Origin of the sequence: Enterobacter cloacae complex sp. 418I7 (assembly GCF_050030705.1) — a bacterium.
Classification (GTDB): Bacteria; Pseudomonadota; Gammaproteobacteria; order Enterobacterales; family Enterobacteriaceae; genus Enterobacter; species Enterobacter intestinihominis.
The window spans coordinates 2087099-2109078 of the sequence record NZ_JBLGUU010000001.1 but is presented as its reverse complement, the minus strand read 5'-3'; the positions used below and the strand labels follow the sequence as shown (position 1 = coordinate 2109078).

Annotated in this window: 17 protein-coding genes; 9 read left to right on the top strand and 8 right to left on the bottom strand. The window is 54.4% G+C overall.

Annotated elements, in window-relative coordinates:
* Positions 1-95 precede the first annotated feature (95 nt).
* Both ACQG0S_RS10245 and ACQG0S_RS10240 read left to right on the top strand, forming a co-directional pair.
* Entirely contained in the window at positions 96-2069 is a 1974-nt protein-coding gene (locus ACQG0S_RS10245; protein ID WP_048966596.1) for an alkyl/aryl-sulfatase, read from the top strand.
* A gap of 52 nt (positions 2070-2121) precedes the next feature.
* Positions 2122-3228, top strand: coding sequence for a GGDEF domain-containing protein (locus ACQG0S_RS10240; RefSeq protein WP_048966597.1), 1107 nt, complete (start codon positions 2122-2124; stop codon positions 3226-3228).
* A gap of 39 nt (positions 3229-3267) precedes the next feature.
* Here ACQG0S_RS10240 and ACQG0S_RS10235 read toward each other — a convergent pair whose 3' ends face one another.
* Positions 3268-4767, bottom strand: coding sequence for an aldehyde dehydrogenase family protein (locus tag ACQG0S_RS10235; protein ID WP_022648012.1), 1500 nt, complete (start codon positions 4765-4767; stop codon positions 3268-3270).
* A 241-nt stretch (positions 4768-5008) separates the two neighbouring features.
* On the opposite strand from ACQG0S_RS10235, the gene feaR reads away from it, so the two are divergent.
* Entirely contained in the window at positions 5009-5917 is a 909-nt protein-coding gene (feaR, locus tag ACQG0S_RS10230; protein WP_048966598.1) for a transcriptional regulator FeaR, read from the top strand.
* Here the strand turns inward: feaR and ACQG0S_RS10225 are convergent, their stop codons facing one another.
* From ACQG0S_RS10225 to ACQG0S_RS10215, 3 genes are read right to left on the bottom strand one after another with little or no spacing between them, the layout of a single operon-like run.
* The gene (locus ACQG0S_RS10225) at positions 5918-6235 is read right to left on the bottom strand and encodes a YdbL family protein (protein ID WP_022648010.1); all 318 of its coding nucleotides are present in this window, start codon (positions 6233-6235) and stop codon (positions 5918-5920) included.
* A gap of 7 nt (positions 6236-6242) precedes the next feature.
* Positions 6243-6434 carry a YnbE family lipoprotein gene (locus tag ACQG0S_RS10220; RefSeq protein ID WP_003857369.1) on the bottom strand — a complete coding sequence of 64 codons (192 nt, stop codon included), beginning with the start codon at positions 6432-6434 and terminating at the stop codon, positions 6243-6245.
* Positions 6431-9070, bottom strand: a complete 2640-nt coding sequence (locus ACQG0S_RS10215; RefSeq protein ID WP_063138216.1) for a YdbH family protein — start codon at positions 9068-9070, stop codon at positions 6431-6433. The genes ACQG0S_RS10220 and ACQG0S_RS10215 overlap by 4 nt, the downstream gene beginning before the upstream one ends.
* Positions 9071-9280: 210 nt before the next feature.
* Between ACQG0S_RS10215 and ACQG0S_RS10210 the strand changes: the two genes are divergently transcribed.
* Together ACQG0S_RS10210 and ACQG0S_RS10205 are read left to right on the top strand one after the other, a co-directional pair.
* Complete coding sequence (locus ACQG0S_RS10210) at positions 9281-10270, top strand: 2-hydroxyacid dehydrogenase (protein WP_003857375.1); 990 nt, start codon at positions 9281-9283, stop codon at positions 10268-10270.
* A 659-nt stretch (positions 10271-10929) separates the two neighbouring features.
* Positions 10930-11766, top strand: coding sequence for an alpha/beta fold hydrolase (locus ACQG0S_RS10205; protein ID WP_022648007.1), 837 nt, complete (start codon positions 10930-10932; stop codon positions 11764-11766).
* 87 nt (positions 11767-11853) lie between these two features.
* Here ACQG0S_RS10205 and ACQG0S_RS10200 read toward each other — a convergent pair whose 3' ends face one another.
* Both ACQG0S_RS10200 and ACQG0S_RS10195 read right to left on the bottom strand, forming a co-directional pair.
* Complete coding sequence (locus tag ACQG0S_RS10200; protein WP_022648006.1) at positions 11854-12027, bottom strand: GnsA/GnsB family addiction module toxin; 174 nt, start codon at positions 12025-12027, stop codon at positions 11854-11856.
* Between the two features lie 308 nt (positions 12028-12335).
* Positions 12336-12614 (bottom strand): DUF1471 domain-containing protein, encoded by a 279-nt coding sequence (locus ACQG0S_RS10195; protein WP_003857380.1) that lies wholly within the window; start codon positions 12612-12614, stop codon positions 12336-12338.
* Positions 12615-12842: 228 nt separating this feature from the next.
* Here ACQG0S_RS10195 and ACQG0S_RS10190 point away from each other — a divergent pair, with 228 nt between their 5' ends.
* Positions 12843-13433 (top strand): DUF4142 domain-containing protein, encoded by a 591-nt coding sequence (locus ACQG0S_RS10190; protein ID WP_022648005.1) that lies wholly within the window; start codon positions 12843-12845, stop codon positions 13431-13433.
* Positions 13434-13507: 74 nt separating this feature from the next.
* Here ACQG0S_RS10190 and ACQG0S_RS10185 read toward each other — a convergent pair whose 3' ends face one another.
* The gene (locus ACQG0S_RS10185) at positions 13508-15604 is read right to left on the bottom strand and encodes a pyrroloquinoline quinone-dependent dehydrogenase (RefSeq protein WP_048966600.1); all 2097 of its coding nucleotides are present in this window, start codon (positions 15602-15604) and stop codon (positions 13508-13510) included.
* A 10-nt stretch (positions 15605-15614) separates the two neighbouring features.
* Positions 15615-15980: a hypothetical protein gene (locus ACQG0S_RS10180; RefSeq protein WP_023300020.1), complete on the bottom strand. Its 366-nt coding sequence runs from the start codon at positions 15978-15980 to the stop codon at positions 15615-15617.
* A 367-nt stretch (positions 15981-16347) separates the two neighbouring features.
* Between ACQG0S_RS10180 and ACQG0S_RS10175 the strand changes: the two genes are divergently transcribed.
* The 3 genes from ACQG0S_RS10175 (at position 16348) to ACQG0S_RS10165 (ending at position 21934) form a co-directional block, all read left to right on the top strand.
* The gene (locus ACQG0S_RS10175) at positions 16348-17205 is read left to right on the top strand and encodes an alpha/beta hydrolase family protein (protein WP_038415997.1); all 858 of its coding nucleotides are present in this window, start codon (positions 16348-16350) and stop codon (positions 17203-17205) included.
* A 121-nt stretch (positions 17206-17326) separates the two neighbouring features.
* Positions 17327-18292 carry a magnesium and cobalt transport protein CorA gene (locus ACQG0S_RS10170; RefSeq protein ID WP_048966601.1) on the top strand — a complete coding sequence of 322 codons (966 nt, stop codon included), beginning with the start codon at positions 17327-17329 and terminating at the stop codon, positions 18290-18292.
* Between the two features lie 333 nt (positions 18293-18625).
* Entirely contained in the window at positions 18626-21934 is a 3309-nt protein-coding gene (locus ACQG0S_RS10165) for an autotransporter outer membrane beta-barrel domain-containing protein (protein WP_063138218.1), read from the top strand.
* Positions 21935-21980 lie beyond the last annotated feature (46 nt).

Sequence of the window (21980 nt, the reverse complement as noted above, 5' to 3'; positions counted from 1 at the left end):
ATGTTACTTCGCTTAATGCTTTTGCAACATCTGAAACATTTTGTAGATATCGAAGTGTCCATGAACAACGCTATACATAACCGAGAGGTTTTAGGATGAAAGTCAATGAGATAGCAAGAAGCCTTGCGCTGGCCGGTTTTTTCATTTCCGCCAGTTCAGCCTGGGCCGCAGAAGCCCCTAAGGATGCAACCGCAGCAACTCAGCAGGCCAACAACGCACTCTTCAACCAGCTTCCTTTCTCCGATAACACCGATTTTACCAATGCCCACAAAGGGTTTATCGCCCCGCTACCTCAGGAAATTATCAAAGGGGAGCAAGGCAACACCGTCTGGGATCCACAGCAGTACGCCTTTATCAAGGAAGGCGATAAAGCGCCCGATTCGGTTAACCCGAGCTTATGGCGTCAGTCCCAGCTGATTAACATCAGCGGCCTGTTTGAAGTCACCGAGGGCGTGTACCAGATCCGTAACCTCGACCTGTCAAACATGACCATTATTGAAGGTAAAGAAGGCATTACCGTGGTCGACCCGCTGGTGTCGGCGGAGACGGCCAAAGTCGGGATGGATCTTTACTATAAAAATCGCGGCAAGAAACCTGTCGTCGCTGTTATTTACACCCACAGCCACGTTGACCACTATGGCGGCGTGCGCGGCGTGGTGGACGAAGCCGACGTGAAGTCCGGCAAGGTTAAAGTCTACGCGCCAGCCGGATTTATGGAGGCCGCCGTCGCGGAAAATATCATGGCGGGCAACGTCATGAGCCGCCGCGCCAGCTATATGTACGGCAACCTGCTGAAGCCGGATGCGAAAGGCCAGGTGGGTGCGGGGCTCGGCACCACCACCTCCGCCGGGACGGTGACCCTGATTGCCCCGACCAATATCATCGAGAAAGATGGTCAGAAAGAGGTGATCGATGGCCTGACCTATGATTTTATGCTCGCGCCGGGCTCCGAAGCGCCTTCTGAGATGCTCTGGTATATCGAAGAGAAAAAGCTGATCGAATCTGCGGAAGATGTTACCCATACCCTGCACAACACCTACTCCCTGCGCGGTGCGAAAATTCGTGAACCGCTGCCATGGTCGAAATACATCAACCAGGCAATTGTACGCTGGGGTGATAAGGCCGAAGTTATCATGGCGCAGCACCACTGGCCGACCTGGGGCAACGAGAATGTGGTTAACCTGCTGAAAAGCCAGCGCGACCTCTACCGCTACATCAACGACCAGACCCTGCGCATGGCGAATGAAGGGCTGACGCGTGACGAGATCGCCGCCAACTTCAAGCTGCCGAACTCCCTGGCCAATACCTGGGCCAACCGAGGCTATTACGGTTCAGTCAGTCATGACGTCAAAGCCACCTACGTGCTCTATTTAGGCTGGTTTGACGGCAACCCCGCGACCCTGGATGAACTGCCGCCTGAAGAAGCCGCGAAGAAATTTGTGGAGTATATGGGAGGCGCGGATGCCATCCTGAGTAAAGCTAAAACCGATTTTGACCAGGGCAACTATCGCTGGGTGGCTCAGGTGGTCAGCAAAGTGGTATTCGCCGATCCAAACAACCAGGCCGCACGTAACCTTGAAGCGGATGCCCTGGAGCAGTTGGGTTATCAGGCTGAATCCGGCCCATGGCGTAACTTCTACCTGACCGGCGCGCAGGAGTTGCGTAACGGCGTGGTGAAAGGTCCCACCCCGAATACCGCCAGCCCGGATACCGTGCGCGCAATGACGCCAGAAATGTTCTTTGACTATCTGGCGGTGCATATCAACGGTGAAAAAGCAGCGGATGCAAAATCGGTGTTTAACATCGACCTCGGCAGCGACGGCGGCAAATACAAGCTGGAGCTGGAAAATGGCGTGCTGAACCACACGGCGAACGCCGAAGCGAAGGATGCTGACGCGACCGTGACCCTCAACCGCGATACGCTGAATAAAATCATCCTGAAAGAAGTGACGCTTAAACAGGCTCAGGATAATGGCGATATCAAAGTGACGGGCGATGCCGCAAAACTCGATGCCATGCTCGGTTACATGGATAAATTTGAATTCTGGTTTAACATTGTGACCCCGTAAAGGCATGCACTCGCGGGCGGTCTTTCCGCCCGCCACAGGGACATTCTCTCTCATGGAAAAAAGACACAACGCCACTCCGGAGCCCGCGACCTGGCCGACCCGTAACGCCATGGTTGTCCACGGGCTGGCCATGAACCTGCCGTGGCTCGCCTTCGTCAACGCGAGCTTTGCGCTAATGATCCTGCTGCGCAATTCCCTGTTCGGCCAAATTGATACCCTCTTACACGTCAGCCCACCTCTCACACAGATGATTGACGCTTCCATGCTGGGGGTAGTCATCCTTTCCGTGGCGCTGGTAATAATGGCCTGGCGCCACATCCGCGGCGTCAGCACCGTGCTGTTAATGTGTAGCCTGCTATGGTCGATAAGTTGTTACTGGTTTATCAACGTGATACAGCTTCCTCATCCCTGGCCGATATTCGTTACCCTGCTGATGGCCGGTATGACCGCGCTCTATTTTCATCCGGTGGGGCTGGTGTGCTTTATCGCGCCGCTGTGGATCACCATGCCCGTTGCCAGCATGCTGCTGAATCAGGAGATGAACCTTCGCTTTGCCGGGCTGTGGGTGGTGTTCACGTTCATTCTCGTTTGCGGACGCTACATCCTCTTAAGCTGGTTTGAAGAGGCCTGGCGTCGCAACCAGCAGAATCAGCGTTTAATTTCGCGGCTGGATGCGCTGGCCCATCAGGATCCGCTGACGAAAACGGCCAACCGCAGGGCGATGGAGCTGGTGCTGGAAAACGCGGTGGAGCAAGGCAAACGCTTCACGGTCCTGATGCTGGATGTGGACTACTTCAAACTGTATAACGACACCTATGGTCACCAGGCGGGAGACGCGTGTCTCGCGCGGGTCGCGGAGGTGCTGAACACCTCGGTGCGCACGCCAGAGGATGTGGTTTCGCGCTACGGTGGTGAGGAGTTCGTCGTGATCCTCTTTGACTGTGAAGAAAGCGTTGCTGAGAAAGTCGCCGCGCGGATCCAGGCTGGCCTGCGCACCGCAGCCATTGCGCACAGCGCGTCGAAGGTGAGTGAATGTGTGACGGTGAGTATGGGCATTGCCGGCTATACCCCAGGACTGGCCGGCCCGGAAATCATCGCCCGCGCCGATGCGGCGTTGTATCGGGCGAAGGAGTCCGGGCGGGATAGGTGGTCGCGTTAAATAATGCCGGGTGCTGGCTTCGCCTTACCCGGCGTTTTATTAATACCGCACACACACCGACTTGGTTTCACACCAGCCATCCAGCCAGTCGGGGCCGAAATCGCGCCCGGTGCCAGACTGCTTCATGCCGCCGAACGGCAGGTTGGCGTCTATCAGCGTGTGGCTGTTCACCCACACGGTTCCGGCCTGTAGTCTGTCGGTGTACTCCAGCGCTTTACTGATGTTCTGCGTCCAGACGCTGGCCGTTAAGCCGTATTCAGTGTCGTTCGCCAGCTGAAGCGCCTCTTCCCCGTCAGCTACACGGACCAGATTCACCACCGGCCCGAAGACCTCTTCACGCGTCAGTCGCAGATGATTATCCGGGTTGACCACCAGCGTTGGCGAAACGTAATAGCCTTTGCCGTCTGGCCCCCGGTTCCCGGCGATCAGCTCCGCATTGTGCGCCTTCGCCTCATCCAGAAACGCCTGGACCTTATCGCAGTGGGCGCGCGACACCAGCGGGTTGATAAACGCATCCGGCGACATGCCCGGCCCGACGCTCAGGGATTTCACGGCCTGTTCAAAGCCGCTGACCAGCGTGTCGAACAGCGGAGCTTCAATATATATACGTGAACTGGCCGCGCAGACCTGCCCCTGATTCAGGAAGCTGCCGGTCATCAGCCCTTCAATCACCCACGCCGGATCGGCATCTTTCAGCACGATGGCCGGGTTTTTGCCGCCCAGTTCCAGCGTCACGCCCGTTAGCGTATCCGCCGCCGCGCGGGCAATCTGCTTGCCCGTCGCCGTCGATCCGGTAAAGCTCACTTTGGCAATGCGCGGGTGCGAGGTCAGTGCCGCGCCACAGACGGCGCCACTGCCGGTCACCACGTTGAAAACGCCATCCGGGATCCCCGCCTCGCTCGCCAGTTCCGCCACCCGTAACAGGGTGAGCGGCGTGGTTTCCGAGGGTTTGATCACGATGGAGCAACCTGCCGCCAGCGCGGGCATCACTTTCCACATGCCAATCATCAGCGGGAAGTTCCACGGCACAATCCCCGCCACGACCCCAACCGGCTCTTTACGCGTCCACGCCTGATAACGCGCGCCCTGCGGCAGTGGAATCGAGAGATCGAGGGTTTTACCGGCAATTTTGGTGGTCAGCCCTGCCGTGTAGCGCATCCAGTTCAGGGTGCAGCCCACCTCGAAGGCGCGGGAAATGTTAATCGATTTCCCCTGCTCCAGGGTTTCGAGCTGTGCCAGCTCTTCGCCATGCTGTTCCACCAGATCCGCAAACCGCAGCAGGATGCGTTCCCGCTCTGCCGGAAGCCGCCCGGCCCAGCTTCGGGCGACAAAGGCGCGCCAGCCAGACATCACCGCACGATCGACATCATCAACGCTGGCATCGGCGGTGGAGGCAATGACCTCTCCGGTCGCCGGGTTATAGACGTTCAGACGCTTTTCGCTATCGGATGCCGCCTGACGCCCTTCGATCCACAGGCCGTGCTGGCGATCTAAAAACTGCTGCACGCCAGGCAGGACGGCGACGTGTGATTCGGACATAGGATACTCCTTCGTTATGCTTCGCAGGGTGTGTATGCAGTCTAAGAGGGGATTCGCATTCCTGCTTTTGTCTGTGTGACATTCGCTTTGCCAGCTGTGACAGGCTCCGCAAATCGTGATAATTCCCGCTTATATCGCTGTAACCGTTGAGTGTTCTTTCCTATAGTCAGCCTCGTAGCCCTGACAAAATGCAACATAAATGCAACAATGCGAAAACAGTGACGGTGCAGCGAGAACATCAATGGCATGTGCAAGCGAACAGGACAATTTTCAGCAGTGGCTGGCGCAAATTAACCAGGTTTGTGGGCGCTTTGCGGCACGTCCGTTAGAGGGGACGTTTCTCGGCGAACTGGAAACCAGCTATACCCAAAGTCTGAAGCTGAGCACGGTGACCGCCGCAGGCGTTAACCTGTTTCGCACCCGTCAGGAGATCAAAAACGGCAACGATGCCTGGTTCTACACCGTGTTTCAGCTGGAAGGCAGCGCCGGAATCGAACAGGACGACCAGCGCGCGCTGCTGAAAGCCGGGGATATCACGCTGATTGACGCCTCCCGCCCGTGCTCCATTTACTGGCAGGAGCGTTCCCGCCAGATTTCGCTGCTGCTCCCGCGACAAATCATTGAGCAACACGCGCGTTTTCAGGAAGTGAGGTGCGCGTTGCCCCTCTCCCGCAGTTTGCCTACCGTACAGCTGAGCTACCGACTGTTACAGGAGAGCATGGGCAATGCCGATCTCAGCGCCAGTGAAAGCGAAGCGGCGCTGGAGGCGATGGTGTGTCTGCTGCGTCCGGCCTTCCAGCAGCATGACGAGGTGCTGCCGCGCAAGGAGCGTCAGTTCCGCCACGTTCTGTCCCTGATTGACGATCATATTCAGTCGGAGGCGTTAAGACCGGAGTGGATAGCCTCAGAGAGCGGCATGTCCGTGCGTAGCTTGTACCGCATGTTTGCCGGGAAAGGGCTGGTGGTAGCGCAGTATATCAAGAACCGTCGCCTCGATTTATGCGCTCAGGCGCTGCGTTCCATCGGCGATGACGAAAAGCTGGCGGGCATTGGCTACAGCTGGGGCTTTACCGACCATAGCCATTTTTCCACCGCCTTTAAGCAGCGTTTCGGGGTTTCGCCGGGCGAATACCGTAAGCGTTACCGCTAGTTACTTTTTCAGCCATTTGCCGTTAATCCCCTTCACGTACTCACCCGGCTGCGCGCGGGCCACCAGCTTTTGCCCCGCCATTTTCGCCACCTCGTCGACGGGCAAATTATTGCTGTCAGCAAGCTGCTGGTAACTTTCCGTGCGTGCGGCGTTGATACGGTTCACCAGCGCCAGGGTTTCAGCGTCGTGCTGAACGGGCGCAAGATAGCCGCTCAGGGTTTCCCCTACGCGCCCCTGGGTGCGCGCATCGTTGAGCGTAAGCGTGGCGGCGTGAACGTTCATCCCCAGCGCCAGTAACATCAGAGCTAATCGTTTCATGGCATCCTCAGAACAGATCGCTGCGGGATTTCAGCAGGGCTTCGACGTCTTTATCCACCTTGATATGGATTTCATGCTCGATTTTCACGTTCATGTTGATGGTGATCGGCTCTTTGGGCGCCGCCACTTCAATGCGCGGCGTGCAGCCTGACAGCAGCGCGACGACGGCCACGGTGAGTACACCAGCCCTCTTTTTCATTGTTGTTCCTCACTTTCCTTGCCTGTCGAACTGCGGAGAAGGGGTATCGCCGCATGTTGCTCAAACCATGTTTGCAGATTGTCCCCAAAGCGCAGGCTGCGCCAGAGGGTAAAAATGTTCTCTTCATGGGTGTAATTCAGGTTAACGAAACTGCTTTTGCCCTCGACGCGGCTGGTGCCTTTAATGGCCGCCTGCATGGTTAACACACCCAGATTATCCACATTGAGTTTTGTCCACGACTGCGAAATTTCCATATAGCGGAGCCAGTTGATCGCCGCCCCGGCAACCACGTTGTCTTTCACAATGGCATCCGCCGTGTCCTGGTCGATGCGCAGTGTCATCGGCCCCGGGTTGGTCAGCCAGCCATCTTTAATGATCCATTTCTCATTGTCCAGCCAGAACGGCAGCGCGCCGCTCACCGGGCCGGACATGGCAAACTGCTTCGGATTTACCGCGCTTATCAGTTCGCTGGAGGAAATATTATCCACGCGCAGTAAAGCCGGATCGTGCTGCGGCATTCTCAACTGCTGCATGGTGATTTTCCCGCCGAGTGCTTCCACCTTCACGTTGGTGAGCAGGAGCGGGTTCGCTTCGGTCCAGGGATAATCGCCCTGAAGATCCGCGGTGATATTTCGGGCTGTGACCAGGTTTTTCACCTCGTCAATTCGTAACGTTACCGGTCCGCGCGTGCCCAGTGACCAGGTGCCCTGGCTTAAGCGGAACGGCAGAACAAAATCAACGCCGTTGATTTCGTTATCCGGCATCCACGCGCTGCCCGCTTTCAGCACCCCGTGCCCCCCGGCCTCAAACCCCTGGTCGGGGGCCGCTGAGAAAGCCACCTGCGCGTACATTTCGCCGCCGCGCAGGGTCATTTTCCAGTCTGGCGGGATCAGCGGCTGGAACACTGTAAGAGACTGTTTTGGCCACCAGGCCTGACCGCGGAGGCGTTCGCCGTCCCAGCGTCCATTCACCTGGACCGGGCCGATGTCATCCGCATGAAGATTCCCTTTAAACTGGAACACCGTCGGGTCTGTCCCGTCAACGCTGAAGGTCAAAACGGACGGCGGCAGCACGCTTCCGCCTGAAAAGCTTGTTTGCCCGGCATTGAGCGCGAGCGCGCCGCTAAAGGTGGGGTTATCCGGGTCCCGCGACCAGCGCACCGGGTGATCCAGCACCAGGCGCGGTTTGCTGACCAGCATCGTGCCGTACTGCAATTTGTCGAACCCCGTGGAAAGATCGGTCAGTTCGATAACGTTGTCGCGCCACTCCCCGGTTCCCCGGACATCCCAGCGCGCGTTCATCGGCGTGAAGTTCCCTTTACCCCAGTAGCGCCACTGCCACAAACCGTTGTCCGGTAAAAAGTCGTTAGCCTGGCCGTCCAGATGCAGCTCAAAATTGCCCATCTCGTTTTCATGCGCCCGCAGAATGGCTTGCAGGCGGCCGTCCACGCCCTTTTGCGTGAGCTTCACGCCCGCCAGCGGCCAGCGGATCTCATCGATATCCAGCGAGTCAATGATGCGTCCGCGCGAGCGCAATAGTGCGCCGGGTTCAAACGTAAGCTGCGGATCGTAAAGGCTGCCGGTCAGCTTCGCCGGGAGTCTGGCATACAGGATCAGATCGTTTTGCTTGGCTTCCCCGCTCAGGTGCAGCGGCATAGCGCTGTTTTCCATACTGAGCGAGCCGGGACCGATATTCAGTACCGCGTTGCCCTTACCCGCATCTCCCTGGGTCAGCACGTTGAGCCGCCCCGTGAAGGTGGCTTTCTCCAGCCCCTGCTGCCAGTTATCCACCTTCAGGCCGATGCGACCGCTCATCGGCATACCGGAGGCTGACCAGTTCCAGCGCCCGTCGCTGATGGTCAACTGCTGAGCGGTGATCTGCCACGGTAAATCGAGCAGCGGATCGGGGTTGTCCCGCGCCATGACCACCAGCTGGCCCTGATTATCCTCCCAGTCCAGATCGGCATCGACCAGCGAGGATAACTGTGGCACGTTAAAGGTCGCGACCGTATGCCCTTTCACCGGTACGCCGTCCGGCACCAGCGGCAGGGTAAATTCACCGACCAGCTTCACGGGCTGCGACTGGTCCGGCAGCTGCACATCGAACTGGCTGATGGAGAGCGTCTGGCCGCGCAACTGCCCCTTAATGCTCACCTGCTCGCCTTTATAGGTGATGTCCTGGCGGGCTGGCGTCAGTGAGGCATGCAGCTCACCCTCCCACTGCTGCCAGGGAGAAAGGGTAAAACGGTGGATGGTCAGCCAGGTGTTGGGCAGGATGGCCTGCCACTGCGCCAGCGTTTTCGGCGCCACCGTAGACGGCGCCGATTGCGGTAATTTGCTCAGGCAGACAGAGTTAAGTTCAAGTGCGCCAATATCCAGATCCCAGCGGCTGGGGTGTGACAGGGTCACGTTTTCCACGCGGGCAATTTCGCACTCTTCTACCAGATAACGGAGATCGGGGATGATCAGGGCGTGGCGCATGAGCCGTGGGCTTTTTTCAAACGCGATGCGTGTTCCAACGGGAAGCCAGATCCCCGCGAGCGTGGGCACCCACTGGGCGAGCGTCATCAGCAGCGTCAGCGGCACAAGAAATAGCAGCAGTAATAGCGCGATTGCGGCTTTGTATTTACCCTTCATGGGCAGTTAATATCCTGATTTTGCGAAATAAATAAGCCGTTCTTGCCGCTCATTGTCGCATGTTTAGCCAGTCAGTTGAAGGTAATGCCATTTTTAAGAGTAGATGCTCTACAATAATTCATAGAACTTATTGATTTCAATGAATTTTGAAAAATTGTAAGATAATTTTAAACATGCTAACGTGGTTCCAAAATCACTGGAGAAAGTCTTATGAAACTCGCGGTATATAGCACAAAGCAGTACGACAAAAAGTATCTGCAACATGTTAACGAGACGTACGGTTTCGATCTTGAATTTTTCGACTTTCTGCTGACTGAAAAGACGGCTAAAACCGCCCACGGCTGCGAAGGCGTGTGTATCTTCGTTAACGATGACGGTAGCCGACCGGTACTGGAAGAGTTGAAAAAACAGGGCGTGAAATACATTGCCCTGCGCTGCGCGGGCTTTAACAACGTCGATCTCGATGCCGCCAAAGAGCTGGGTCTGAAGGTCGTTCGCGTTCCGGCTTATTCTCCGGAAGCCGTGGCAGAACATGCCGTCGGGATGATGATGTCGCTCAACCGTCGTATTCACCGTGCTTATCAGCGTACCCGTGATGCCAATTTCTCTCTGGAAGGGCTGACTGGCTTTACCATGTACGGTAAAACCGCAGGCGTGATCGGTACCGGCAAAATTGGTGTGGCCGCCCTACGCATCCTGAAAGGATTTGGCATGCGCCTGCTGGCGTTTGATCCGTACCCAAGCGCCGCTGCGCTGGAGCTGGGCGTGGAGTATGTCGATCTGAAAACGCTCTTCTCGCAGTCTGATGTTATCTCCCTGCACTGTCCGTTGACCCCGGAAAACTATCACCTGCTTAACCAGTCGGCGTTCGACCAGATGAAAGACGGCGTGATGATCATTAATACCAGCCGCGGCGGACTGATCGACTCTCAGGCCGCTATCGAAGCGTTGAAAACGCAAAAAATCGGCGCGTTGGGTATGGACGTGTATGAGAACGAACGCGATCTGTTCTTTGAGGATAAATCTAACGACGTGATTCAGGACGACGTGTTCCGTCGCCTGTCGGCCTGCCACAACGTGTTGTTCACCGGCCACCAGGCGTTTCTGACCGCCGAAGCGCTGATCAGTATTTCGGAAACCACGCTGGGGAATTTACAGCAGCTTGATAAGGGCGAAGCGTGCCCTAACGCGATCGTTTAAGACCGTCAGGCCGGGTGGCGGTAACCTCTGCCCGGCCAATAATAAGCCCATCAGAAAAATAAGCACAGGTTAACTATTAAGATGGCTAACGTTCATCGTAAATATAACAATCAAGGATATGACTGTTCCGGTGTGACCATATCAGAATGAGGCTCTGCTGAAGGCTGCGTGATTTGCTGCACTATCGTAACCAGTTGTTCAAAAACAGCTCTCATTTGCGTCGGGTAGGTTAAAGACAACCAGGTTGCCAGCACTGCTCCAGCCAAAAAGCCCAACTTCATACACCATCCCTAATAAATTTAGCGAGATACAAGCTTTAACGTATGTGTGGTGCCGGGTGCCTCCCGGTGAGTCGTTGGTCAGCCACCTTGACCCGCTACTGATTGCCTAAGCTACACGTGCTGTTTAGCCCCTCCGCACAGGGGGATTCACCACGCGAGAAAAATAACACAGTGCCCCGGCTGGTTTAGGGGATATTTCGTTTAAAAATAAATAATGACCATACAAAATTAATCTATAACTGTTTTCAGGAACCCTTCTACACTTTAAGCGGATATATCAGTAATAAGATTAATATAAGTCAGTTTTATTACGTCCCTAAATGCTGGGCTATTTACTTAGCCTTCACACATGTTGCCATTAGCAGAGGAGTCTGAAATATGGCATTCGTAACAACGAAAGATGGTGTCAGTATTTATTACAAAGACTGGGGTCCGAAGGATGCGCAGCCGATCGTTTTCCATCACGGCTGGCCGCTGAGCGCCGATGACTGGGATAACCAGATGCTCTTTTTCCTTGCAGAAGGCTTCCGCGTCATCGCCCTCGACCGTCGTGGTCATGGTCGTTCCGATCAGGTAAGTGAAGGTCATGATATGGATCATTATGCCTCCGACGCATCAGCCGTGGTCGAAAGCCTTGATTTGCGTAATGCCGTGCACGTCGGCCACTCCACCGGCGGAGGCCAGGTCGCCAGATACGTTGCGAAGTACGGCCAGCCTCAGGGGCGGGTGGCCAAAGCGGTACTGGTCAGCGCCGTTCCTCCGCTGATGGTAAAATCAGACACGAACCCCGGCGGTACGCCCATTGAAGTGTTCGACGGCTTCCGCCAGGCGCTGGCCGCTAACCGCGCCCAGTTTTACCTCGACGTCGCCAGCGGTCCTTTCTATGGATTTAACCGAGACGGAGCAGAGGTTTCGCAGGGAACAATCCAGAACTGGTGGCGTCAGGGTATGATCGGTAGCGCCAAAGCCCACTATGATGGCATTAAGGCATTTTCAGAAACCGACCAGACGGACGATCTCAAAGCCATCACGGTTCCCGTCCTGGTGTTGCAGGGTGATGACGATCAGGTCGTCCCGTATAAAAATGCCTCCCTTCTGCAGGATAAGCTGCTCGCAAACAGCGAGCTTAAAATCTATCCAGGCTTCCCGCATGGGATGCATACCACGCATGCAGATACCATAAATGCCGATATCCTGACGTTTATTCGCTCATAAAGACGTTGATTATCCATAAAACAACCGGGCACCACGCCCGGTTCTCTTTTGCGGCAAGAATTGAGCGACCATTTCAGGAAGAAACGCTTACAGGAGTTTGATTTTTACTTCATACCCCTCCAGGCCTGTCATGGCCTCACGAGCGATAAACTCAATTTCAGATACTTCCTGCCCTGTTTTTTTTCGTAATTCTGCAATTTTTTTGGCTATAAGCGCTGAAATTTCTTCCTCTGCCTTTTGCGTCATTGCGTCAACTTTCATATTTACCTCTTGCGGCCGTTTACTGTTTCCAGTATCTAACTGGTTTTAACCATAACCCTATGTAAAGCGTAGACTATCTGCGTTACGTATGCTGCCTTCACCTTGAGATGAGCAGCAGATGGGGCCATTGCATTTAAATATGCATTTAGATTGCATTATTTGAATAAGCTGTTATTGTGCCAACGCCTTAGAGCACATAAACATAAGAAAAGATTTGACTCAAACTCGCCCCGCACCAGGGGCATTTTTTTTGCTCTCTATAAAGCAAAAAACCCGCTATGAGCGGGTTTCTGCGTTATTCGGAAAGATTATTTGAAGACTTCTGCTACGGCCTGGAAGTTAGGGCCATGCTCTCGAGCGGCGATGATGACATAGTATTTCCCGCCCTTCTCATCTGCCAGTTTCGAGAGTTTTTGATGAAGATCTGAAGGTGAAGAAATTTGTCCACCTGAAGCCCCTACAGATACATTGCCCAGGTATTCAAGTTTGAAGTGGTGCGCTTCATCTTTGGAAATCATATCTGCCGCAGATGCGCCAAAGCTTGCAACTGTTAAAGCCAATACACTCCCTAATAGTGCTTTTTTCATATCACTCCTCCTGTTGATGAATCTATATATTTAACATTAGCACCAAATATGTAAATGATCCGTATCAATATTGTAGAAGGATTGAGCATCACTTCCAGCCATCACTGACCTGAACAGCGGGTGCAGCAGGTTCATCTACTATACTGACCCATGTAGTGAGCATTTATCTGCCCGGTTGCGCCTGAAGCAACCGAAACTTACCTGTACCATGACCATCAGGAGAACAATATGCACACGAGTAAAACCCTGAAAAGGCTGCTAGCCGTATCAGCAGTTGCAGCAATGTTCAGCACCGTTGGCGTACAAGCCCAGACGACAAGCGCCGCGCAAACTAACGCTGCGGGCCAGGCTCAACCGGACGCCAGACTCAGCTCCGGCGACGAGAAAGCGTTGAAGGACATGGCGCAGGCCAATATCAACGAAGTCGCCGCCGCCAGGCTCGCCCTGGACAAGGCCCAGACCAGTGAAGTGAAAACATTCGCCCAGAAAATGGTCGACGACCACGGCGCCGCCCTGACCAAAGTGCAGGCCGTTGCCCAGAAAAAGGGCGTAGAGCTGCCGACCGAGCCAGACGCCGCCCATAAAGCCCTGAACTCAAGGCTTGAAAACCAGCGCGGTGACGCTTTTGACAAAATGTATATGGAATATGCTGGCGTGAAGGACCACGAGAAGGTGCTGTCGAAGCTTAAGAGCGACGCCAGTAAAATCGACGATCCGGATGTGAAGGCTTTGGCCAACGAGCACACGCCGGTCGTTGAGCAGCATCTGAAGTCCGCCGAGCAGATGTCAACGCGTGCTGGCGCATCAGCCGATAAATAACGCGTCGGTGAAACGACTACTGCAAAATAAAGTGGGGCCCGCAGGCCCCACGCTTATTTCACCTTCCTGATGAATTATTCCGGCAACGCGTAGACAACCACCTGATCGCCTACCTGATCCTTCAGGATCGTGTTCCCGCCAGCCACGAAGGCCACATACTGCCGACCCTTATATTCATACACGGACGGGTTCGCTACCGCTGGCGCTTCTGCCTGATCGGACCACAACTCTTCTCCGCTCTCTACCGAGTAGGCACGCACTTTGGCATCCATTGAAGCACCGATGAAGATCACGCCACCCGCCGTCACTGCCGGGCCACCAATGGTAGGCGAACCCCAGCTTTCCGGCATGAAGAAGCCATACTGCTGTGAGGCGCCAACCGGACGACGCCATTTCACATCGCCCGTGTGCATGTCTATCGCCACGATTTCACCAAACGGCGGTTGCCAGCACGGCATGCCCAGCCAGTTGCTCGCCACCAGCAGACGCATACCGTACGGGGCGCCTTCCTGTGGGGCAAAGCCGCTTTCGTTGCCGGAGTCTTTGTCCGCGTTATCGTAATCCTCACGGCTGTAGAGCTTCACGTACTGAACGATATGCGAGGTGTTGACGATGGCGATCTGTTTTTGCGGATCGAACGCCACCCCGCCCCACTGCACGCCGCCGGCGCTATCGGGATAGGTGAGCGTACCTTCGCCTTTGGTGGTAGGCGGAGTATACATTCCCTCATAGGTCAGGTTATCCCACAGGCGAGAGCACTGGCCGCCACCGACGATATCCGCCAGCTTCCAGATTTCCGGCTTTTTCGACTGGTCGAGCAGCGGCGCAGGTTTGGTCGGGAACGGCTGTGTAGGCGAGAGAACTTCGCCCTGGACCGAACCATCACCCTGCGGAACCGGACGCTCTTCGATTGGCCATACGTCCTCCCCGGTCAGGCGGTTAACCACAAACAGGAAGCCCTGCTTGGTGGCCTGAACCAGCGCCGGGATCTGCTTGCCGTCTACGGTGATATCCATCAGCGTCGGGGCAGAGTTGATGTCGTAATCCCAGACGTCGTGGTGTACCCACTGACGGGACCAGACCACTTTACCGGTGTTGATGTCCAGCGCGGTGGTGGAGGTGCCAAGCGGAATTGCGTCGACGCGGTTGCCGCCCCAATAGTTGGGAGACGGCGATGAGACCGGGAGATAGACCAGCCCATTGGCCTCATCGGCGGACATGTGCGTCCAGACGTTGGCGGTACCGGTACGCTTGCGGATCTCTGCCGGTATCGCCTCAAAGGTCCATTCAAGCTTGCCGGTCTGGGCGTTGACAGAAAATACGGTACCCGGAGGCGCTTCGGCATAGGCCCAGTCTTTCCCGGCCCAACCCACCAGCAGATGGTTGCCGACGACGGTTGGCGGTTGCAGGACAGAGAGCGGATACTTGGCGTTAATGGTGTTCCACTGATTCAGATCCAGCACCCCATTGTCCGCAAAGCCGCTGCACGGTTTGCCTGAATCGGCGTCCAGCGCAAAGAGCTTGCCGTCAACGGTGCCCATATAGACCATCTTCTGGCACGCCTCTCCCTTCACCGGATTTTTGGCCTGCCAGTAGGAAACGCCGCGGTTTTTCAGCACCGGTTGGGTCAGTGCCTTGCGCGACGATTTGGTGTCATAGTGCCACTTCTCTTTACCCGTGCCCGGCTCCAGCGCAATCAGGCGATCGAAAGGGGTGCCGATGTAGAGCGTGTCGTTAGCGAAAATGGGCGTTGCGGACCACACGGTCGCTGGCGTATCACCTTTACCATCCGAGACGTCGCCGGTATGGAACTCCCAGACTTTCGTTAATTTACTGACGTTATCCGCCGTGATCTGGGTAAGCGGGCTGTATTTCTGCGCGTTAAGCTGGCCGTGGAAGCTGTCCCAGGTTGGCGTGCCGGGCACCAGCGGCGTCGCTGGCTGGCTGGCCGAGGCGACTTTCTTTCCGTCACCGCTACCGGTTGAGGCATCGTCTGTGGTTTTTGTGGTTCCAGGCGCCTGCTGATCGGCCGCATCAATATTCAGTGATTCCTGGGTCCCCTGAGAGGCCTCAGCGGCTTTATCCTGCGCCTGCAGCGCGAACGGGGTGACCAGCAGCGCCAGCGCCGTCATGCTGACTTTTATGAAGGGATAATGCTTATCGTTATGCACGGGCGGCTCCTCAGGTTCTGACGGAATGGTTGTAACGGGCGGAATGGCTGCTCAGCATAATCAGACCAATCAGGCCGACCACCATGGCTGCCGTTATGATGTACTGGTGCAGCAGCGCGGCGGCAAAACCAATACCCGCCAACACCACCAGGGTGACAATAATCAGGAAAACACGCGCCCCGCGCCCCGATGCCGCACGTAACACAAAGATCAGTATCGCCAGCACCGCGCTGGCAATGGCCACGCCCAGTGCGCCAATGGTGCCTGTGACGCCGGTAAGCGGCGTCCACCAGGCGTATAGCGCCACCGCGAAGCCTATAACCGCGGCCAATAGCAGCAAAATAGTGCCGACGCGCGAAGATTGAGAATGCAACATACCAGGAATCCCCCTCTAAAAAATGCAAAATGGACCAACATTAAGGCGTTTTCGTGGATATATGTCCCTGCTGTTCGCGCGTGCAATGGCTATTAAAACAACGCGACGTGAAAAACGGCGGCATATTTCCCTAAACGTAACTGAGTATAGAAGAGGATTTTTTAAAGGGGCGTTTATCCGGCGAGTACCCTTCCTCACGTTGAGCCCATAAGGCAGTGTGTTTCGCTAAAAACGCACGGGCGAGGTTTATTGTCTGCTTTGAGCGAGGGACAAACGCTGGGGTGTAAAAAAAATCGCCAGATGGGGTAGTAAAGGCTAGATTTAATTCAGGCATAACTGGTATGACCACATAAATAAGGCTCTATGAATGCGTTCAGTCATAATACCCGTAAATGAAGGTGGATTTCTGGCAGCCACAATTTGGGAAAGAAGCGATGCCAAAGCGATAGTGCTCCTTCATCCGGCAACGGCGGTTGTACAGGGGTTTTATAAGGGATTCGCAGAATATCTTTTTAACAGAGGATTCAACGTCCTCACATACGATTATCGCGGCACCGGCCTCTCTAAATCCGGGCTGGTCCGTACTTACCGCGTTTCTATGTCTGACTGGATCGACCAGGACGTCGGATGTATAACCGCCTGGGCTAAAGCACATTTTCCAGGGCTTAGCCTGTTGGCGGTAGGACACAGTGTGGGCGGGCATGCCGTTCTGCTTTCAACAGCCACCCACGCCCTGCAAGCTGCGGTCATTGTAGCCTCACATGCCGGGGTGACGAGCACCATCAAACGCACCACAGAAAAGGTGCGTGTCTGGTGCGTATTACGTGTTCTGGCTCCGATTCTGTGCCGTATTTTCGGTTACATGCCTGCCAGGCGCCTGGGGCTGGGTGAAGATTTACCGGCGCCAGTCATGCTTCAATGGGGGCGCTGGAGCGCAATGCCTGGATATTTTTACGATGATCCACACTGGAATGCACGCCAACGGGCTAGTGAGATCACCCTACCCGTGCTGGTAATGGGATTTGATGACGATCCCTGGGCTAACCGTGAAGCTATTGCGCGGCTGATGGAGCCGGTGCAACAAGCAAAAATAGAACGCTGCGAGATACGGCACGCAGAGTTTGGTCTTTCGTCCATTGGGCATATGGGATTTTTTCGTACGCGATGTGCGGAGAAATTATGGCCCGTCGTCGGTCAATGGCTGGAGAGTCAGTGCCCGGATTGAACGACGCGTGAACATGACCTTTCTGAGTATTCAACATATTAAAACCTGCCGGCATAAAAATTTGGAAATTTAACGGAAATGGTTAAGCTTCTTAGACACATGCTTAAGGGATAGTCAGGAAATGATTGTTAACTGTATGGTCTACCGTTCAGGCCACCCCGCCGAAACCGTAGATATTGAGGATATCAGCGAAATCATCCAGGATACCGATGCGTTTATCTGGCTGGGGCTTTGGCAGCCTGAACCTGCTTTTATGTACAAAGTCCAGGAGGAGTTCGGTCTGCACGATCTGGCCGTTGAGGATGCGCTTAATGCACATCAGCGGCCTAAAATAGAGCGTTATGGCAGCTCGGCATTTATCGTTGTAAAAACCGTCAGTGGACAGGACGACAATATTGAGTTTGGCGAAACGCATTTGTTTGTGGGCCGAAACTTCCTTATTACGGTGCGCCATGGTGCTTCAGTGAGCTATGCACCTATACGAGCCCGTGCTGCTGAGGCCCCGGACATGCTTTCGTACGGTCCGGCTTATCCTCTTTACTGTATTCTGGATTTTATTGTTGACAGTTATGCAGAGCTGACTGCGCGCCTCAACACCAAAATTGGTGATATAGAAGCGACACTTTTTCACAGTGAATTTGACCGTGAAGCTATTCAGGACGTGTATTCCCTCCGCCGTAATCTACTCGGGCTTCGCAACGCCGCTCAGCCAGTAGAAGAAATCTGTACAGAGCTTATCCGCATTCATGAAGAACTTATTCCAAAACCCCTCAGGGCGTATTTCAGAGATATTCAGGATCACGCAAGCCATGTAGTAACGGATGTAAATGACATGCGTGAGCTGCTAAGCAGCGCGATGCACGTTAACCTGGCACTGGTTTCAGTGCAGCAAAACGAAGTCGTGAAGAAACTGGCCGGTTGGGGGGCCATCCTCGTGATCCCGACGGTAGTCTTTAGCATGTATGGTATGAACTTCGACCATATGCCGGAACTGAAGACGCTCTTTGGTTATCCGGCTACGGTCGCTGTCACGCTGGGAGCCTGTGTATTACTGTGGCTTCGGCTCAAACGCTCTCGCTGGCTTTGATTGATAAGCGATCTGATAGTTTTTGGTGTCGTGAAGTACAGTAAAGCCTCACGCTTATGTCGATTATGCCACGACACCATACCCTATCCGTTATTTCCCCTGCATATGTCGGTACATTCCTGTTCACCGGGACCCGGTTTCTCAATCTGGGATCGCCCGCTCCACCGTTTATAAAATCCTGAAAAACGAGGCTATCACAGGGCAAGGTCACTCGTTATTCTAAATTATCAAACCACATCGATAATTATTATATTTGTTTATGATTCATTGAGCTCAGATGTGAATTTATATTGACGGACGTAAACATTATTTTTTCACACAAGGATGGTTAATATGAAAAGGGTTTTTATGACGGCTGCATTAACGGGTTTATTTGTCAGTAATAATCCGTATGCAGGAGAAAGCTATCTGGTCTATAACCCACATAATATTGCGGTATTTGAAGTGCGTTTCTTTAATGTTGGCGATGGCCCCTTTATGCCGGACTGGCCGAATGCGTCTGAGTCAACCTGGGATCTTGGCCAGCAACAAAAAGAAAAAATACTCGATGCTATGCGTTACTGGGCTGAGGTTATTACCCCCAGCCCAGGGCAACTGCCTGCCATTATCAATGTGGGGACGTTTAACGACGAGAATGCCGCAGGTTCCAGCGATTCAGTTACCGACGGCATTATAAGTCTGACGCAGTTGCAAGGCGCATTGAACGGTATTGATACCGGAGAGCTGACCTTTGGCTCCCACGCCCAGTTCATCATGGGCAAACTGGATTTTGATAACGTTCCCTATGTGCCCGCGCAATTGCCGCGCACTGGAAAGGCCGATCTGGTCAGCGTCGCTGTTCATGAGCTGGCCCATGGACTGGGAATATCCAATATGGTTACCGATCTGCAAGGAAGTGGCACATTCACGCCCGCTTTCGATACCGTGCCTTTTGGCTCCTGGACCAGCCATCTGCGCGATGACCGTGGCAATCCTGCCCGGACAGGGCAAGTAATATTGTGTAATGGATGCAATAACAGATGGGATCCACAAGGCTTTGATGTACGGCTTGATAAAGGCTATTTCACCGGCAGGCATGTGGATGAAGTCCTTGCAGGCGCCATGCCTGGCGTGCCGGTGAAAATGTTAGCAGACGACGGCTCGGTCGATGATAACTACATGAGCCATATCGAGCTGAAAAACAGCATGATGAGCCATCAGAACTACCGCAATTACACCACGTTTATGGAAGCGGAACTGGCGTTGCTGCAGGATATGGGATATCAGATTGACCGGCGTAACTTTTTCGGTTTTTCGCTATATGGCAACGGGCAAACGCTCGTTAACCGCAATGGCTATTTTCAGCGTAATCAGCAGGCGGATGGCTATCTGGCTGGTCAATACAATACCGCTAATCTGGGAGTTGGCCTGCATGTGTATGGCAGTAATAACCATATCTTTCAACAAGCGGACCTGTTGACGTCAGGGGCTGGCGGCGCGGGCATCCGTATAGATGGGCAAAATAACACCCTGAGCATCGATCCCGGTGTACGGATATACGCCGATGGCGTTAATGGCCGTGGGGTGATGTTTGCCTACGGTAAACAGCACAGCCTTATTCAACGTGGCGACGTTCAGGCACTGGGAGCCAGTGGCGTCGGTATCAGTTTTGATTTTGGCAATAACCTCCTGGGTAACGAGGTGGACTATCGCGGATCCTGGCTTCATATCGTGGACGGCTATTACGATGCGTTATTACCCGAGTTGCAGGGAGCGCTGGTAGACAATGCCGACATCAGCGGACGGGTTGCCGGTAAAGGCGCGGCGATTTATATATCACCGAACGCGCTGGTCGGTAATATAAATATATTAACGGGTGCCCGGCTGGAGGGTGATATTTATTCGGACTACGCCCAGCGGGATGACTATGGCCAACAGCGGTTAACGCTGCTTACCTTCGGTCGGAAGGCCAATGCGTACGGGCAAGCGACGGAAGCTGCCGATGCTGATTTCAGCTTTACGTACCGCGGAAACATTGAAGGTATCAATAATCTGGCACTGGACGCGCACGGAGGGAAAACCTCGCTTAATGGCGATTTCCAGATTTACAGCATGACTATCGCGCCAGGTGCCAGCCTGTCCGGCAACGCCAGCTATACGCTTAATGAGGAAGGCCGCTTTGTAAATAACGGGATCCTTGCGCCGGGTAATTCACTTGGGCAAATCAATATATCCGGTGCTTATCAACAGGGGAATACCGGGCAGTTGTTGTTGGAAGTCGACGGGCGCGGCAGGCATGATACTCTGCGAGTGGACGGTCACGCACAATTTGACGGTCAACTGACGTTTGCGCCGCAGCCGGACTGGTACGCAACAAACTGGCGTCTGAATACGCAAGATTTGCTAAAAACGGACGCTTCCGACGGCAATTTCAGTGCGGTGAACAGCGTGCTCCGTTCACCCACGCTAACGCTGCAAACAACGCCACAGGGAAAGAATGGCTGGCAGCTCTCAATGCTGCGCGCTTCAAACGCATACAGCCGGTATGCGCAGGACGCTAATGCGCGTCAGGTAGGGCAAGCGCTGGATAAAATTGTGGCGGAAGCTAAGTCGGATATACAACCGCTGTACCGTACTCTGGATTTCTCAGCCACTGATGGCGGGAGTATCAGCAATGCCTTGCCGCAACTTTCTGCGGGCGCCTACAGCGCCATGTTCGCAAGTTCCCTGCAGCGTGAACAGCAGATAGCGCGGATCGTTGGCGGGCCAAATCCTGTGGTTATGCCGAAGCAACTGACGGAAGGCGAATGGCGCAGCTTTGCCATACCCTTTGGCGGCGGCTTCTGGCAACAGCGTCAGGGTGACAGTGTAGGGTACGACGCCAGCAGTTATGGCATTGTATTCGGTGCTGAAAAACAAAACGATGAGAATCACAACTGGATGTATGGCTTTCATGGTGCGGTCAGCGGTCAGTCGGTGACGGTGAAATCACCAGAAACCGCAACCGGGAAAACCACTGCTTTCGATCTGGGTATTCATGCTCGTTACGGCGCTGAAAGGTCCGAAGGAATGTATTTATTCGGCACTGGCCGATTGGGTATTGAAGACAGCTGGCTGGACAGAAACATTAATGTAGAAACTTACGGAGCAAGCCACCATGCCACCTGGACCGGATTGTCAGGTTCTGTTACGGCCGGCGGAGGCTATCGATGGGCGCTGAATAATAATGTGAACGCCGGACCGGTAACGTCATTGAATTACACCACATTACATCGTCCCGGCATGAAGGAAAGCGGCAATGACGGCAGCCGACTGATGCTGGGTTCGCAGACCTTCGATTCTCTGAGATCAAGTATCGGGGTGAATGGTAACTGGAATGTACCCCTCGCTTCAGGGGCATCGTTCGCAGCTGAGCTGCAGCTCACCTGGGATCATGAACTGCTTGATGGCAACGTAGTGCAACAAGCCTCTTTCGCCAACTATCGAAGCACAGGGTTTAGTTCCAGGAATCAGGTGACTGGTCGTGACACTCTGGGTGTTAAGGCAGGTATGAGCTATAAAATCAACGCTGATGTCGAATTGGGCATCGGGGTTGAAAGCGAAATGTTTCGTTCTGGCTATGACTCGATTGCAGGTAATCTTTCAGCCACCTGGCGTTTCTGATGTCTGAGGACGAGAAAATAATAGGACTGGCCCTGTCCCCGGCGTT